Origin of the sequence: Cupriavidus sp. WKF15 (genome assembly GCF_029278605.1) — a bacterium.
In the GTDB taxonomy this organism is placed as follows: domain Bacteria; phylum Pseudomonadota; class Gammaproteobacteria; order Burkholderiales; family Burkholderiaceae; genus Cupriavidus.
This window is the reverse complement of sequence record NZ_CP119573.1, coordinates 183,571-199,636: the sequence shown is the minus strand read 5'-3', so window position 1 is coordinate 199,636 and position 16,066 is coordinate 183,571. Positions and strand designations below refer to the sequence as shown.

14 protein-coding genes are annotated in these 16,066 nt (G+C 68.8%); 13 read left to right on the top strand and 1 reads right to left on the bottom strand.

What is annotated here, in order from left to right; translation table 11 throughout:
* Positions 1–373: 373 nt before the first annotated feature.
* From CupriaWKF_RS18245 to CupriaWKF_RS18185, 13 genes are read left to right on the top strand one after another with little or no spacing between them, the layout of a single operon-like run.
* Entirely contained in the window at positions 374–2,539 is a 2,166-nt protein-coding gene (locus tag CupriaWKF_RS18245; protein ID WP_276102176.1) for an acetate--CoA ligase family protein, read from the top strand.
* 18 nt (positions 2,540–2,557) lie between these two features.
* Positions 2,558–3,745: an acyl-CoA dehydrogenase family protein gene (locus tag CupriaWKF_RS18240; RefSeq protein WP_276102175.1), complete on the top strand. Its 1,188-nt coding sequence runs from the start codon at positions 2,558–2,560 to the stop codon at positions 3,743–3,745.
* Between the two features lie 15 nt (positions 3,746–3,760).
* A complete protein-coding gene (locus CupriaWKF_RS18235; RefSeq protein WP_276102174.1) occupies positions 3,761–4,897 on the top strand; it encodes an acyl-CoA dehydrogenase family protein in 1,137 nt (378 codons plus the stop codon).
* Positions 4,898–4,942: 45 nt separating this feature from the next.
* A complete protein-coding gene (locus tag CupriaWKF_RS18230; protein WP_276102173.1) occupies positions 4,943–5,929 on the top strand; it encodes a Bug family tripartite tricarboxylate transporter substrate binding protein in 987 nt (328 codons plus the stop codon).
* Positions 5,930–5,975: 46 nt separating this feature from the next.
* Entirely contained in the window at positions 5,976–7,139 is a 1,164-nt protein-coding gene (locus tag CupriaWKF_RS18225; RefSeq protein ID WP_276102172.1) for a thiolase domain-containing protein, read from the top strand.
* Positions 7,140–7,144: 5 nt separating this feature from the next.
* A complete protein-coding gene (locus tag CupriaWKF_RS18220) occupies positions 7,145–7,579 on the top strand; it encodes an OB-fold domain-containing protein (protein WP_276102171.1) in 435 nt (144 codons plus the stop codon).
* A gap of 18 nt (positions 7,580–7,597) precedes the next feature.
* Complete coding sequence (locus CupriaWKF_RS18215; protein ID WP_276102170.1) at positions 7,598–8,824, top strand: CaiB/BaiF CoA-transferase family protein; 1,227 nt, start codon at positions 7,598–7,600, stop codon at positions 8,822–8,824.
* Between the two features lie 15 nt (positions 8,825–8,839).
* Positions 8,840–9,838: a protocatechuate 3,4-dioxygenase gene (locus CupriaWKF_RS18210; protein WP_276102169.1), complete on the top strand. Its 999-nt coding sequence runs from the start codon at positions 8,840–8,842 to the stop codon at positions 9,836–9,838.
* Between the two features lie 29 nt (positions 9,839–9,867).
* Positions 9,868–10,530 carry an RraA family protein gene (locus tag CupriaWKF_RS18205; protein ID WP_276102168.1) on the top strand — a complete coding sequence of 221 codons (663 nt, stop codon included), beginning with the start codon at positions 9,868–9,870 and terminating at the stop codon, positions 10,528–10,530.
* A gap of 5 nt (positions 10,531–10,535) precedes the next feature.
* Positions 10,536–11,198, top strand: coding sequence for an RraA family protein (locus tag CupriaWKF_RS18200; RefSeq protein ID WP_276102167.1), 663 nt, complete (start codon positions 10,536–10,538; stop codon positions 11,196–11,198).
* A gap of 2 nt (positions 11,199–11,200) precedes the next feature.
* Entirely contained in the window at positions 11,201–11,863 is a 663-nt protein-coding gene (locus CupriaWKF_RS18195) for a 4-carboxy-4-hydroxy-2-oxoadipate aldolase/oxaloacetate decarboxylase (protein WP_276102166.1), read from the top strand.
* A 15-nt stretch (positions 11,864–11,878) separates the two neighbouring features.
* Complete coding sequence (locus CupriaWKF_RS18190; protein ID WP_276102165.1) at positions 11,879–12,649, top strand: enoyl-CoA hydratase/isomerase family protein; 771 nt, start codon at positions 11,879–11,881, stop codon at positions 12,647–12,649.
* 14 nt (positions 12,650–12,663) lie between these two features.
* Positions 12,664–13,086, top strand: a complete 423-nt coding sequence (locus tag CupriaWKF_RS18185; protein ID WP_276102164.1) for a PaaI family thioesterase — start codon at positions 12,664–12,666, stop codon at positions 13,084–13,086.
* 180 nt (positions 13,087–13,266) lie between these two features.
* On the opposite strand, the gene CupriaWKF_RS18180 is transcribed toward CupriaWKF_RS18185, so the two are convergent.
* Entirely contained in the window at positions 13,267–16,011 is a 2,745-nt protein-coding gene (locus tag CupriaWKF_RS18180) for a LuxR C-terminal-related transcriptional regulator (RefSeq protein ID WP_276102163.1), read from the bottom strand.
* Positions 16,012–16,066: the final 55 nt, after the last annotated feature.

Below are 16,066 nucleotides of genomic sequence, written 5' to 3'. Positions count from 1 at the left end.
CTGGTATGCAAAGACGTGATCAATGGTGCCGGTGAGTGGCGTTCGCGATCGTGCGCCGTTTGTTCCCTATGCTGAAGAGCGGGACAGTGCCTTCGGTCTCCCCGCGCGAGGCTGGAGATTTTCCGAAATCCGGCGCCAGATATGGATTCCAGCCCGATGCAGAGCAGCGGAGAAAGGGGCTTTAAGGGCCTTTCGGTAGCGGTGTCACCGACTTCCCCGCTTGCTTTTAAAAGGCTGGAGATACCGCCCGTCTAAGGGAAACTCCCTATGATTGTTCGAGATGAAGTGTTTTCTGGTGTATTGAAACTACGGTTATGGTATGCCAGAATTCTTTCAACGCAAGGCAAACGCCCTTTCCAGGAAGACTCAACCCATGAAGACCTCTGATTTTCCGCAGGCCGGACGGCCTCGACCGGCGGCGCAAGCCACGGTGGCCGCCGTGACCAGCGTCCTCAGTCCGGCCTCCGTTTGTATCGTCGGCGCTTCGGCGGACCCGCGGTCGTTTGGCGGGTTCGTGCTGGCTAACCTCGAGCGCTTCGGCTACGCCGGCGCCATTCACCTGGTCAGCCGCAGCAGTACCGAGATCAACGTCCGCGCCTGTGTGAAAACGGTGGATGAACTTCCCGCCGGGATCGACCTGGCCGTGCTGGCGATTCCCGAGGCGGGCGTGCTCGATGCCGTGCGCAGCCTGGCCGCGAAGGGCACCCGCGCGGCGGTCCTGTTCGCGTCCGGCTATGCGGAGACCGGCGAGGCCGGCCGTGAGCGGCAGGACCAGCTGGCCGCCGCGGCGCACGACGCCGGCATGCTGCTGCTCGGGCCGAACTGCATGGGCTTCACGAATTTCGAGGCCGGCGTGCCCGTGACCTTCGAGGCCGTCCAGCCCTATCCGTGCGGCGGTCGCCCGGGTATCGGCGTGGTGGCGCAAAGCGGGGCGATGGCGGCGAACATGCGCGACGCCTTCGTCGGGCGCGCACTGCCGCTGACCGCCGTGGTCTCCACGGGGAATGAGGCGTCGCTCGGCGTAGAGGATTTCGTTGCCCACTACATCGACGACCCGCAGACCCGTGTGCTGGCCGTGTACGCCGAACAGGTGCGGCGCCCTCGTACCTTCCTCTCGCTGGCGCGCAAGGCCCGCCAGGCCGGCAAGCCCATCGTGATGCTGATGCCGGGCCGCAGCGAGAAGGCGCGCGAAGCGGCGCAGTCCCACACTGGCGCGCTGGCCGGCGATCACGCCACCGCCTGCGTGGCGCTCGCGCGCGAGGCGGTCGTGCTCGTCGACACCCCTGACGAGCTTGTCGACGCTGCAGCGATCCTGCTGCGTTTCCCGGTGCCGCCTGCCGGCGGCCCGGCTTTTATGACCGGGTCCGGCGCGATGAAGAACGTCGCGCTGGACTTCTGCGACGGGCTGGGACTGGAGTTGCCGCCCCTCGGCGAGGAGACGACGGCACGCCTCAAGGCCATGCTGCCGGACTACGCGGTGGCCGAGAACCCGCTCGACTACACCACCATCGGCGTGCGCAACCCCGGCCTGGTCGGCGAAGTGCTGCTGACCATGCTGTCCGACGCGGCCGTGGGCAGCATCGTGCTCAGCATTCCCGCAGGGCCCGAAGTAGCGCAGCGCGACAAGGCCGAGCACATCGTCCCGGCGCTGGCCCGCGCCGGCAAGCCGGCAGTGCTGGTCGTGACCGGCGACAGCGGCCCGATCGAGCCTTTCTTTGTCGACGCCATCCGCGCCAGCGGCGTGCCGTTCTTCCGTTCGCCCGACCGCGCGCTGCGCGCGCTTGCCCGGGTGTCGGCCTATGGCGAAGCGCTGCAGCGCGCCGATCGGGCCAGCCAGTCGCTTCCCGCGGCGGTGCGGTTGCCCGGCACGGTTCCGCCTTCGGGCGTGTTCGCGGAATATCAGGGCAAGGCGTGGCTGGCCGCAGCCGGGTTGACTGTGCCCGAAGGTGCATTGGCAACGAGTGCCGACGAAGCGGCGGCGATTGCCGCGCGCATCGGCTACCCGGTGGTGATCAAGGCGCAGGCAAGCGAGCTGCCGCACAAGAGCGATGTGGGCGGCGTGATCGTCGGCCTGACCGATGAAGCTGCGCTGCGTGCCGGCTGGAGCCGCCTGCAGGAAAACATCGCCACCCACCGTCCAGGGCTGACGCTCGACGGTGTGCTGGTCGAGGCGATGGGCCCGCGCGGGCTGGAGTTGGTGGTTGGCGCACGACGCGATGAAGGCTGGGGGCCGGTCGTACTGGTGGGCCTGGGCGGTGTGTGGATCGAGGCGCTGAAGGATGTGCGGCTGATTCCGGCGGATCTCGCTGAAGCTGATGTGATCGCGGAACTGGGCCGGCTCAAGGCGGCGTCCCTGTTGCGTGGCATCCGCGGCGCGGCGGCAGTCGACGTGGCGGCCATTGCGCGGGCCGTGACGCTGATCGGCGCGCAGATGCGCGCGAACCCCGCGATCACCGAGATCGATGTCAACCCGCTGGTGGCCTATCCCGACCGCGTGCTCGCGCTCGATGCGCTGGTCGTCTGCGCCCCGCAAGCCTGAACCCCCGGCACACACACTATGAAGCTGACTTTTTCCCCCGCTGACGAAGCGTTCCGACAGGAGGTGCGCGACTTCGTCAAGGCAAAGCTGCCCGCGGACATCCGGCGCAAGGTCGAACTCGGCCTGCGGCTGGAACACGCCGACTATGTGACCTGGTTCCGCATCCTCGAAGCGCGCGGCTGGCTGACGCCGGGCTGGCCCGTGGAACATGGCGGACCGGGCTGGAGCCACGTGCAGCGCTATATCTTCGACGAGGAAACGATGCTGGGCGGCGCGCCGCGCATCATCGCCAGCGGCATCCAGATGCTGGGGCCTGTGCTGATCGCCTTCGGCACGCCCGAGCAGAAGGCGAAGTACCTGCCGGACATCCGCCAGAGCAATACGTGGTGGGCGCAGGGCTTTTCCGAGCCCGGCGCCGGCTCCGACCTGGCGGCGGTGCGGACCACCGCGGTGCTGGAACCGGACGGCAAGCATTTCGTGGTCAATGGCCACAAGGTGTGGACCTCATATGCGCACTGGTGCTCGATGATGTTCGCGCTGGTGCGCACCGACCCGAACGCGGCCAAGCCGCAGGAGGGCATCTCGTTCCTGCTGATCGACATGAATACCCCGGGCGTTGAGGTCCGGCCCATCCGCATGCTCGAAGGCGGCACCGACCTGAATGAGTGCTACCTCGACAATGTGCGGGTGCCGGTGGAGAACCTGGTGGGCGAGCTGAACAAGGGCTGGTCCTATGGCAAATACCTGCTGGGCCATGAGCGCACCGGCATCGCGGGCATCGGCTCGTGCAAGCAGCAATTGCAACGCGCCCGAGCGCTCGCGGCCAGCGAGGGGCTGGACGGCGATCCGGTGCTGCAGTCGCGCCTGGCGCAGTTCGAGATCGAACTGCTGGCGCTGGAATTCACCGCGCTGCGCCTGCTCAGCGCCAACCAGCAGAGCCGGGTGCCGGCGGTGGAGGCGTCGATGCTCAAGGTGCGCGGCACCGAGCTGCGCCAGGCCATCTACGAACTGCTCGTGGAAGTGGCGGGCCCGCATGCCGTGCCCTTCGAGGAGTCGGCGCTGCGCGGCGAGCTGGACGAACCCGCCAGCCCGCTCGAACTGTCGGCGCTGGCGGCCAACTACCTCGACGCGCGCAAGCTGTCGATCTATGGCGGCGTCAACGAAGTGCAGCGCAACCTGATCAGCAAGGCCTTCCTCGCGGCCTGACACCGTACCGAGACCATGGATTTTTCACTCAACGACGAACATATCGCGCTGCGCGATGCGGTGCGCCGCTTCTGCGACGGCGAGTACCCCGCGCATCGACGTGGCGACGCCGAGACCGCCGAGGAGGCCGCCGCGCGCTGGGCCGCCATGGCCGACCTTGGCCTGCTCGGCTTGCCGCTCGCGGCAGACATGGGCGGCAGCGAGCAGGGGCCGACCGAAATGATGCTCGTGGCGCAGGAACTAGGCCGGGCGCTTGGTGGCGGTGCGTGGCTGTCAAGCGTGGTGCTGGCCGGGCAACTGCTCGACGAGGCCGGCACGCCAACGCAGCGGCAGCAGTGGCTGCCGGCCCTGGCAGAGGGCGAGGCACGGTTGGCCCTGGCCATTGGCGAGGCAGACGCCCGCTATGAGCTGTCGCGCGTCAGCACGCTGGCGCGCCCTGATGGCGACGGCTGGGTTCTCGACGGTGCCAAGTCGCTCGTGCTCGATGGCGCGCAGGCCGATGCCTTCATCGTGGCGGCGCGCACCGCCGGCGATGCCGCCGACGAGCAGGGTGTGACGCTTTTCCTGGTGCCGGCCGACGCGCCAGGCCTGGCCGTGCGCGAGTTCCGCACGCTGGATGGCCGCAGCGCCGCGCACCTCACGCTGCGCGAAGTCGGCGCCGGTGCCGACGCGGTACTGGGCCAGGCTGGCGCCGCGCTGCCGGTGATCGTTGCCGCCGCTGACCGCGCGAATGCCGTGCTATGCGCGGAGGCCGTCGGCGCGCTCGAAGCCCTGCTGGACCTGACCGCGGAGCAACTGAAAACGCGCAAGCAGTTCGGTTCGCTGCTGGCGAAGTTCCAGGTGCTGCAGCACCGTGTCGCGGACATGCTGATCGCGCTCGAACAGTGCAAGTCGATGGCCTGCGTGGCCGCCATGGCGGTCGCCGACGGCGATCCGGTGCAGCGCCGCCGGCTGGTCTCGGCGGCCAAGACGGTGATCTGCCAGGCGAGCCGGCAGGTCGGGCAGTGGGCAATCCAGATGCACGGCGCCATGGGCATGACCGACGAATGCCGCGTCGGCCACTACGCCAAGCGCCTGATGGTCATCAACCAGCTGTTCGGCGATGCCGGGTACCACCTGGCGAGTTTCGCCAGGCAGGCCAGGCAAAGCTAAGCGGCGCCTGGCCGGTTCAAAAAATACACACAGGAGACAAAGACGATGGCCCTCATCCATACCCTAAGGTCAGCTTGCGGTGTGCTGGCACTCGGCCTGGCATTCGCCTGCGGCGCGCAGGCGCAGGAGAAGCAGCCAATCAAGTTCCTGGTCGGCTTCCCGCCAGGCGGCTCCACCGATACCGTCGCGCGCGTGCTGGCCGAGAAGCTGCAGGGCGAACTCGGCCAGACCGTGATCGTCGACAACCGTCCCGGCGCGGGTGGCCGCGTGGCGACCGGCATGCTCAAGCACAGCGCGCCGGACGGATTGACCTATATGGTCGCGCCGAATGCCACCGCCATTTTCCCCACGCTGCTGTACCCGCCCGCCACGCTCAAGTACGACCTGCTGGCTGACCTGACGCCCGTCGCGGTGGTGATTTCCTATCCGTTGGCGCTGGTGGTCAGCAGCCAGACGGGCGTCACCGACATGAAGGGCTTCGTGGAATGGGTGAAGGCGCACCCCGGCAAGGCCATGTTTGGCACCGCCGGCCTGGGCGGGCAGACGCACTTCACCGGCCTGCAGTTTGGCAAGGCCATTGGTGTCCCGATGAACGTCGTGCCTTACAAGGGTAACGGCCCGCTCGTCACCGACCTGCTCGGCGGGCAGCTTTCATCGGCCGTGATGACCGCGGGGGACATCCTGCCGCATGCCAAGAGCGGCAAGGTTCGCATCATTGCCGTATTCGGCGCGGCGCGCTCGCCGCTGCTGCCGGGCGTGCCCACGGCGACGGAGCAGGGCGTGGCGGTCGACAGCGGCGAAGCCTGGGCCGGCATCTGGGCTCCGGCTCGCACGCCCAAGGCAGAACTGGACCGCATGCAGGCGGCGCTCGGCAAGGTCCTTGCCATGCCTGACGTGCGCGCCACGCTGCAGACGCGCGCCACGCTGCACCCCGACTTCCGGCCGGCCGCGGAGCTGGACCGCCTCCAGCGCAAGGAACTCGCCTATTGGGGGCCGGTGATCAAGGCCAGTGGCTTCACCCCCGACCAGTGACGCCCGGAACGGCGCCCGGCATCTCTTCCCAAGTACCTGCCTCATCATGACCCTGAACGGATCCGCCTACATCGTGGGAGCGTACGAGCATCCCACACGCAAAGCCGATGACCTGTCGGTCGCGCGACTGCATGCCGATGTGGCCCGCGGCGCGCTGGCCGACGCCGGCCTCACCGCCGCCGATGTCGACGGCTACTTCTGCGCTGGCGATGCGCCCGGCCTCGGGACCACCACGATCGTGGAATACCTCGGCCTGAAGCCGCGCCACGTGGATTCCACCGAATGCGGCGGTTCCGCGCCGATTCTGCACGTCGCGCATGCCGCCGAGGCCATCGCCGCGGGGCGCTGCAACGTCGCGCTGATCACGCTGGCGGGGCGCCCCCGCGCAGCCGGTGCCGCGCTGGCGCTGAGGGCGCCGGACCCGGACGCGCCCGACGTGGCCTTCGAGCTGCCCTTCGGCCCGGCCACGCAGAACCTCTACGGGATGGTGGCGAAACGCCATATGTACGAGTTCGGCACCACCAGCGAGCAGCTCGCGTGGATCAAGGTGGCCGCGTCGCATCACGCCCAGCACAATCCGTACGCCATGCTGCGCAACGTGGTGACGGTGGAAGACGTAGTCAATTCACCGATGGTCGCCGACCCCTTGCACCGCCTGGACTGCTGCGTGATGAGCGACGGCGGCGGGGCGCTGATCGTGGCGCGCCCCGAGATCGCCCGCCAGCTCAAGCGCCCGCTGGTGAAGGTGCGCGGCACCGGCGAAGCGCCCAAGCACGCCATGGGCGGCCATATCGACCTGACGTGGTCTGCCGCCGCGTGGTCGGGCCCGGCCGCATTCGCCGAGGCCGGTGTCACGCCCGCCGACATCAAGTACGCGTCGCTGTACGACAGCTTCACCATCACCGTGCTGATGCAGCTCGAAGACCTGGGCTTCTGCAAGAAGGGCGAGGGCGGCAAGTTCGTTGCCGACGGCGGCCTGATTTCCGGCGTGGGACGCCTGCCATTCAACACCGATGGCGGCGGCCTGTGCAACAACCATCCGGCCAACCGCGGCGGCGTCACCAAGGTGATCGAGGCGGTGCGCCAGCTGCGCGGCGAGGCGCATCCCGCGGTGCAGGTCGGCAACTGCGACCTGGCACTGGCCAGCGGCATCGGCGGCGCGCTGGCTTCGCGCCATACCGCGGCCACGCTGATTCTTGAAAGGGAATGAACACCATGAACACACCCGCCACTCCGGCCAACGCCGCGGCCAAGGCGCCGCCCGCCGGCCCGCGCAAGATCCCCGCGCCGCGCACGCTGCCGGAAAGCCAGGCGTTCTGGGAAGCCGCGGACGCCGGCCGCCTGCTGCTGAAATCGTGCCTGGACTGCCACGCACCGCACTACTACCCGCGCGACATCTGCCCGCACTGCCAGTCCGACCGCACCGAATGGCGCGATGCCAGCGGCTTCGGCACGGTCTACTCGTTCAGCACCATGGGCAAGGGCGAGGCCGCGTGGACGCTCGCCTACGTCCGGCTGGACGAAGGCGTGACGATGATGACCAACCTGGTGGACTGCGACCCGCGCGAGATCGAGATCGGCCAGCGCGTGAAGGTCGTGTTCAAGCCGAGCGACGGCGGCTACGCCGTGCCGATGTTCACCCCGGCATAAAGACCAGAGGCAACGACCATGGCTGACACCCGACACAACGAACACGACACGGGCGAGCGCAAGGGCCCGCTGTCCCGCTTCACCATCCTCGACGCCTCGCGCGTGCGTGCCGGCCCTACCGCGGTGCGCTTGTTCGCCGACATGGGCGCGCGCGTGATCAAGCTGGAGATCCCGCCGGGCGCGCCGGGCGGCGACGACATGATCGGCGGACGCGACCATAACCGCGCCGACTACGAGAACCTGCACCGCAACAAGGAAAGCCTCACGCTCAACATGAAGACGCCCGAGGGCGTGCGGATCCTGCATGAGCTGGTCAGCCGCGCCGACGTCTTTATCGAGAACTACCGCCCCGACGTGAAGCACCGCCTCGGCATCGGCCCGGACGCGCTGCGCGCGGTGAACCCGCGGCTGATCTACGCCAGCATTTCCGGCTTCGGCCAGGATGGCCCTTACGCGGGCTGGCCCGGCTTCGACTCCATTGCGCAGGGCATGGGCGGGCTGATGAGCGTGACCGGCAAGCCGGGCGAAGGCCCGATGCGCGTCGGTATCCCGCTCGCGGACCTGTGCGCGGGCCATTTCTGCGCCATGGGCATCCTCACGGCGCTGCTGGAGCGCGAGGCATCGGGCCAAGGGCAGTGGGTGCAGACCTCGCTGCTGGAAGCGCAGATCGCCATGCTGGACTTCCAGGCCGCGCAGTGGCTGGTCGACCGCAAGATTCCCGAACAGACCGGCAACGAACATCCGCTGACCGTGCCCACGGGCGTGTTCGCCACCAGCGACGGCTACCTGAATATCGCCGCGATCGGCCAGACCATGTGGAAGCGCCTGTGCGAGGCGCTGGAAGTGCCGCACCTTGTCGACGAGCCCGGCCTGGGTTCCGATCCGGAACGCGTGCGCAACCGTGACAGGGTCAACGCGGCGATCGAAGCCGCACTGCGCACGCGCACCACGGCCGAATGGACCGAGCGGCTGCTGAAGGCCGGCGTGCCATGCGGCCCGATCCATCGCGTGGACCAGGTGTTTGCCGATCCGCAGGTGAAGCACCTTGGCGTGGCCTGGCCGATGCAGCACGCCGAGCTTGGCGATGTCGCGCTGGTCGGCCAGCCGATGCGCCTGTCGCGCTATCCGCGCGACCTGCCGCCGCAGCCCGCGCCGGAGCAGGGCGCCAATACCGACGACATCCTGCGCGAGCTTGGCTACAGCGCGGCACAGGTGGGCGAGCTGCGCGCCGCCTACATCGTTTGAACGAAGGACACTTCCATGGCAAGACTCGTCGCCGCATTCGGCTCTTCCCACAGCATCATGCTGGTTTGCCAGCGTGAAGACTGGCAACACGGCTTCCGCCAGGTCGATCCGAAGAACCCGCACTACTTCGACCGCGCTGGCAACCCGACTACCTATGAAGCGCTGCTCGCGATCGCCCCGGACGATGCCGAGTCCATGGTGACGCCCGAGCGCATGGGCGAGCGCTACGACCAGGCCGAAGCGGCCATGGACGAGCTGCGCGACCGCATCCGCGCCGCGCGGCTCGACGTGCTGCTGGTGGTTGGCGATGACCAGACCGAGCTGTTCCGCACGACCAACAACCCGGCTTTCGCGATCTACTACGGTGACACCATCCGTAATGCGAAGCGCGAGGAAAGCGCCTCCGACGGCTGGTACAAGAAGGCCCGCATGGTTCGCCAGGAGCCCGACGCCGACCGCGACTATCCGGTCAACGCCGACATGGGCCGCTGGCTGATCCGCGCGCTGTGCGACCGCGATTTCGACATCACCGCGATGGACGGGCTCGAGCGCGGCCAGTTCGAAGGCCATGCGTTCTCGTTCATCCACCGCCGCTACCTGCAGGGGCTGGAATTGCCAGTGGTGCCGGTCATCGTCAACACCTTCGACCCGCCCAACCAGCCCACGCCGCGCCGCTGCATCCAGCTTGGCGCCGCGCTGCGCGAGCTGATTGCCGCCTATCCCGAAGACCTGCGCGTGGGCGTGCTGGCCTCGGGCGGCCTGAGCCACTTCGTGGTCGATGCCGAGCTTGACAACGCGATCATCGACGCCATCCGCCGCAAGGACACCGGCTTCCTCGCCTCGCTGGATCCGCGCCAGCTCCAGGCGGGCAGCTCCGAAATCCGCAACTGGCTGATCGCCGTCGAGGCCGTGCGCGACCTCGACCTTGAATGGGTTTCCTATGTCCCGGGCTACCGCACGCCTGCGCTGACCGGCACGGGCCTGTGCTTCGCGGCCTGGCAGACGCTGGATTGAATAACCGAACCAAAGCCATACCAACGACCATGAGTGAAACCGAATCCAACGTACAACGCCTGCGCCGGCTCGATTGCTGCGCGGTATCCGACGCGCTCGACAAGCTCCAGCTGCCAGGCACCGTGACGGGCCTGCCGCAGCGCTCCGGCGCGGGGCGCATTGCCGGCCGGGCCATCACCGTCAAGCTCGGCACCGGCGCGCCGCCGCCCGGCCCGACGCGCCATCTCGGCTGCACGGCCATCGAACAGGCGGGCCCGGACAACATCATCGTCGTCGAGCAGCGCACCGGCGTGGAGGCGGGAAGCTGGGGCGGGCTGCTGTCGCTCGGGGCCAAGGCGCGCGGCGTCGCCGGCGTCGTGGCGGACGGCCCGGTGCGCGATATCGATGAAGCGCTCGATTTCGACTTCCCCGTGTTCAGCCGCGCATTGACCGCGTTCACTGCGCGCAGCCGAGTGGTGGAGCAAGGCACCAACGTGCCTGTGCAGATCGGCAACGTGACGGTGGAAGAGGGCGATTACGTGGTCGCCGACCGCAGTGCCGTGATCTTCATCGCCGCCCGTGACATCGCGCGCGTGCTGGAGACGGCCGAAGCCATCGTGCGCAAGGAGTCCGTGATGGCAAAGGCCATCCTGGGCGGCACGCCCATCGGGGAAGTCATGGGCGGCAACTACGAACACATGCTGAAGGGTTGAGAGAGATGAGCGAACCACAGGACATCAACGTCGCGCGCGCGGCGAAGCTGGATACCGCCACGCTGAGCGACGCGCTGGACAAGCACGGCATCGCCGGCCAGTGCTACCGCATCAAGGCCCGTGGCGAGGGCTTCGCCACGGCTGGCCGCGCTTACACACTGCTGTACGGCCCGACATCGAACCCGCCGGGCACCGTGGGCGACTACATAGACGACGTGCCCCCGGGCAGCATCCTCGTGCTCGACAATGGCGGCCGCGACAATGCCACGGTCTGGGGCGACATCCTGACCGAGATCGCGCACCGCCGCGGCATTGCCGGCACCGTGATCGACGGTGTGTGCCGCGATGTTGCGCTGTGCCGCCAGCTCGGCTACCCGGTGTTCAGCAAGGACCACTGGATGCGCACGGGCAAGGACCGCGTGCAGGTGGAAGCCACCAACGTGGTGGTCAATATCGGCGATGCGCGCGTGCAGCCCGGCGACATCCTGCGTGGTGACGCCGATGGCGTGGTGGTCATCCCGCGCGAGCACGAAGCCGCGGTGCTCGACACCGCCGAGCAGATCGAGCACGCCGAAAACGCGATCCGCGAAGCCGTGCGTGGCGGCATGCGCCTGGACGAGGCGCGCCGCCAGTTCCGCTACCACCAGCTGCAGACCAAGGGAGCCTGACCATGGCGGAACACGACGCAAGCAGCACCATGATCCGTGAATTCGAGCGGGTCAGCGCCGGGATCGTGAACGATGCGCGCGCGCTGCCCACCGCCACGCTGCATGAAGCGGGCGGCAAGATCGGCGTAGTGTCGCCGGCCATCAAGCCCGTGGCACCGGAGTTCCGCATCTGCGGCCCGGCACTGACGGTCCATTCGCCTGGCGGCGACAACCTTTGGCTGCACCGCGCCATCGACATCGCGCAGCCCGGCGACGTGCTGGTGGTGCATGTGAGCGGTGCCTACGAGCACGGCTACTGGGGCGAGATCATGACCACTGCCGCCAAGGTGAAGCACCTCGGCGGGCTGGTCATCGACGGCTGCGTGCGCGACGGCGTGCTGCTCGAGAAGATCGGCTTTCCGGTGTTCGCGCGCGGCCTGTGCATCCGCGGTACCGGCAAGGACTACGGCGCGATCGGCTGGCTCAATGCGCCGGTGCTGGTCGGCGGTGCTCGTGTGGAGGCGGGTGACCTGGTCGTGGGCGACCGTGACGGCGTGGTGGTGGTGCCGCGCGGCCGCGCGGCGGAGGTTGTTCGCAAGGCACAGGACCGCGAGGCCACCGAAGCCGCCATTCTCAGGCGGGTGGAGGCGGGCGAGACCACCATGCGGATCTACGGCTTTCACTGAGCGAGGCCGGATGCCATGAGCGAGACCCCGCAAGGACAGCCGCCGGAACTGGCCGTCGACGGCCATATCGCGGTCATCACCCTGCGCCGCCCCGAGGTGGCGAACCGGCTGGAGCCGGGGGACCTTGACCTGTTGCGCCAGTACCTGCAGACCGTGGACGCGGACAGCCGCATACGCGTGCTGCGCATCGAGGGACAGGGCCGGCATTTCTGCAGCGGGTTCAATATCGGCCGCCTTGGCGGCGCCGATGCCAGTGCCCGCTTCGAGGCACTGGCCAACGCGCTCGAACAGGCGCGGCCGGTCACGATTGCCGTGCTGCATGGCGGCGTCTATGGCGGCGCCACCGACCTGGCGCTGGCGTGCGACTTCCGCTTCGGCGCGGTCGGCACGGAAATTTCCGTGCCTGCCGCGCGCCTGGGCCTGCTGTTCTACCGCGGCGGCATGGAGCGCTATGTCACGCGGCTGGGCCTGGCCACGGCCAAGCGCATCCTGCTGATGGCCGACAAGTTCGACGCGGCCGCCATGCTGGCGTGCGGGTACCTGGATCGGCTGGAAGAATGTCCCGAAGCGCTGCGCGCACTGACGGCGCACTGGAGCGAGGCACTGGCGGGCATGGCGCCGCTGGCGCTGCTTGGCATGAAGAAGCACCTGAACCGCATTGCCCGCGGCGAGCTCGATACCGACGGGCTGGCGCAAGACATCGCCGCGGCCGATGCTTCCGACGACCTGCGCGAAGGCGCACTGGCATGGCGGGAAAAGCGCGTGCCGCGCTTTACCGGCCGTTGACCCCTATGCATACGATGAGCAACGTCAACTATTTCACGAGGATGCTGCGCGGCGAAGCCCCGCTGCCGGCTGTTGCCGGCCTGCTGGGGGGAGTGGTCCGCCGCGCCGATCCGGAGGGCGGCTCGCTCGAATCCGACTACGTGGCCACCGAGGCCTTCCTCAATCCGGCTGGCCAGGTGCAGGGCGGCATGCTGGGCGCCATGCTGGACGATGTGACCGCGATGCTCGTCACCGCGACGCTGGCCGATGGCGAATTCTGCTCGACGCTGAACCTGAATCTCTCGTTCCTGCGGCCCGCGCAGGCAGGCCCGCTGCAAGGGCGCGCGCGGCTGGAGCGGCGCGGCCGCAATGTCTGCAACGTGGTCGGGGAACTGCGCCAGGACGGGGAACTGGTGGCGACTGCCACGGCTACCTGCATGGTGCTTCGTCGGACATGAGCGTAATCAGGAACGCCGCCCGCGCAATGTGCGCGCAACGCGCGGGCAGCAGTTATGGCTTCACATCCGATTGTCCGATGATGATCTGAATATCCTGCGTCGAGCAGGCGGCGCGCAAGTTCGCCGCGCGCGCGTGCGCGCGGGGCTCAGCATACCGGTACGCAGGCCGGCGTCCTGCCCTCAGGGAATCAGCCCGCGCGCGCGGCCGATGGCAACCGCTTCGGTACGGTTCTGTGCGCCGAGCTTCGTATTGATCTTGCGCAGGTGTGACTTGACCGTCAGTTCGGACAGGAACAGCCGCTCCGCGATGGCGCGGTTGCGCAGGCCCGCCGACAGCATCTGCAGCACCTCCAGTTCGCGCGCCGTGAGGCTGTCCGACAGGCCGGCCACCAGCGCGGGCTCGGCGTCGTGGCCGGGGGAGGCGCCGGGCAGCTTGCCGAGCAGCCGGGTGACGAACTGGGGTGCGATGCCCAGGCTGGCTGCGTGCGCCTGGTGTGCCGATGCCCAGTTGCGCACGAGCGCGGCCACCCGGTCGCCTTCATCCAGGAACGTGCGCAGGAAGCCTTCATGGCTCGCCAGGCGCAACGCTTCGGTGATCTCCTGCAGCGCTTCGTCATGCCGCGCCAGGCCGTCCAGCGCCGCGGCGCGCAGGATGCGTAGCTTGATCAGGCGCCAGTAGCGCTGCTGCGCCGTGGCGGCGGCAATGGCCGCGTCCAGCGCGGCGAGTGCCTGGGCATGCTGTCCCTGCGCGATCTCCAGCCGGCGCCGCGCGATCGACGGCCGGTCGATGTCGCTGGCGTGGCCGGCGGTATCGAGCGCTTCCCAGCCGCCATAGAGATCGACCGCGCGCAGCGCCTGCTCGGCGGCCTCGAGCCGGCCCTCGAGCGTGGCCACGCGGGCCCGCTCCAGCCATGCCGAGCACACCGAACGTTCGGCGTTGACCTGCTGGCCGAGCTGCTCCAGCTCCGCCAGCACGCGCAGCCATTGCTCCTTGTCGCCGCGCAGCAGCGCCAGGCGCGCGCTCATCACGTGGCAGCCGATGACCGAGTCGGGCGGTCCGTTGGCCTTGGTGTAGGGCAGTGCGTCGGCCAGCAGCCGGGCCATCTCGTCGAGCGCGTCGTTCTCATACAGGGCCAGCGCCCATGAGGTGTCGATGGCGGGCTTGTCGCCGGTGATGTCGCCGCGCGCGTCGTCCCAGGTGCGCGTGGAGGCGGTGTGGAAGCGCGCCAGCGCGTTGCCCAGGCGGCCCTGCACCAGGTCGATGATGCCCTCGAGGCAATCGGCGATGCTGCGCATGAATACCGAGCGCTCATCGGCGCCGCGCTGGATCGCGCGCGACAGCACGCCGCGCGCGTCGTCGTAGCGGTGCGTGCAGATCAGGCTGTACGCGAGCGAATTGGCCAGGATGCAGGACTGGAACAGGTCCTCCGGCCCGAGCCGGTTGATCTGGCCCATGCTGGCCTGGCGGCAGGCTTCCACCTGGTCGGTCATGACCAGCAGTACGCAGCGGATGGTTTCCGCCTCCACGGCGAGCCGCTGGCTGGCGGCGCTGTCGTCGAGTTCCGCCTGGATGGATTCGATGGCCTGCTGGGCATCGGGGTAGCGCCGGTTGAGCAGCAGCGCCCACGCACGCGCCAGCCGCAGGCGCGGATAGCGCGCCAGCGCTTGCGGCGGAATCTGGTCCAGCCAGCGCACCAGCAGCCGCACGCGCCCGGCGTTGAGCAGCGCATCGGCATGGCGCGCGATCTCGGGCAGCGCTTCCTCGTGCAGCCCGTCCTGGAGCAGGTGGTCCACCGCCGGCACCGGCCGGTTCTGCTCGAGATACCAGTGTGCGGCGGCGCGGTGCAGCGCCGTGGCGCGTCCGGGCTGCTGCAGGTCCAGGCGGTGCTGCAGGAAGCTGGCGAAAAGCTGGTGATAGCGATACCAGGTCCGGTCGCCGTCCAGCGGGAACAGCAGCAGGTTGGCGCGCTCGAGATAGTCGATCATCGCGCGGCTGTCCTGCCGGCCCGTGACCGCGTCGCATAACGGCGCGCTGAGCTGGCCCAGCACGCTGGTCTCGAGCAGGAAGGTGCGGCAGGCCTCGGTTTGCTGCGCCAGGATGTCCTCGGCCAGGTATTCGGCCAGCTCGAGGTTGGTGCCCGAGAACGAGGCGACGAAAGCCGCGTGGTCCGTGCGGGTCTGCAGCGACAGCGTGGCCAGGTAGATCGCCGTGGCCCAGCCTTCGGTGCAGCGATGCAAGGTGGCGATCTCGTTGTCTCTCAGGGGCAGGTGGCAGCGTTCGCGGATCAGGGCGGTGGCTTCCTCCAGCGTAAAGCGCAGTTGCGCCGGATGGATCTCGAGCAGGTGCCCGCGCGCGCGGATGCGCCCCAGGCCGATCTCGGGAGTCACGCGCGAGGCGATCACCAGCGTCCCGCATGGCGGCATGGCCTCGATGAGCTGCTGCACGAAATTGAGGACCGAGGCGCTCTGCACGGCCTCGAAGTCGTCGAGCAGGATGCTGAGCGGCAGCACGGCGCCCGCGACTTGTTCGATGATGCGGTGCGCCAGCCACGGCCCGGCCGGCTCACTGGCGGGAGCGGGGGGCCGCGCGGCCTTGCGCTTGCCATGCAGGGCCTGGAGGCCGGCGTCCAGGTGGACCAGGAAACGCTGCAGGTCGTTGTCGCCGCCGTCCACGCGCAGCCATGCCGTGCCGCGCTGGCGCGCCGCGCACTGGGCGGCGTACTGCTGCATCAGCGTGGTCTTGCCAAAGCCGGCGGCCGCGCGGATCAGGATCAGGCGTGCGGCGCTGGCATCGAGCATGCCCTGCACCAGCTGCGGCCGCGCGAGCGTCGCCGGGCCGCTGGCCGGAGGCACCAGCTTGGACGCCACCAGCCCCGGCAGGCCAGGTTCGCTGATGGTTCCGGTCGAGGCGGGGTCGGCGGGCAAGGGAATCTCCTCTACTCCTGTGCGCATGGCTGATTCGGCGAGTCGCCCTGCGATA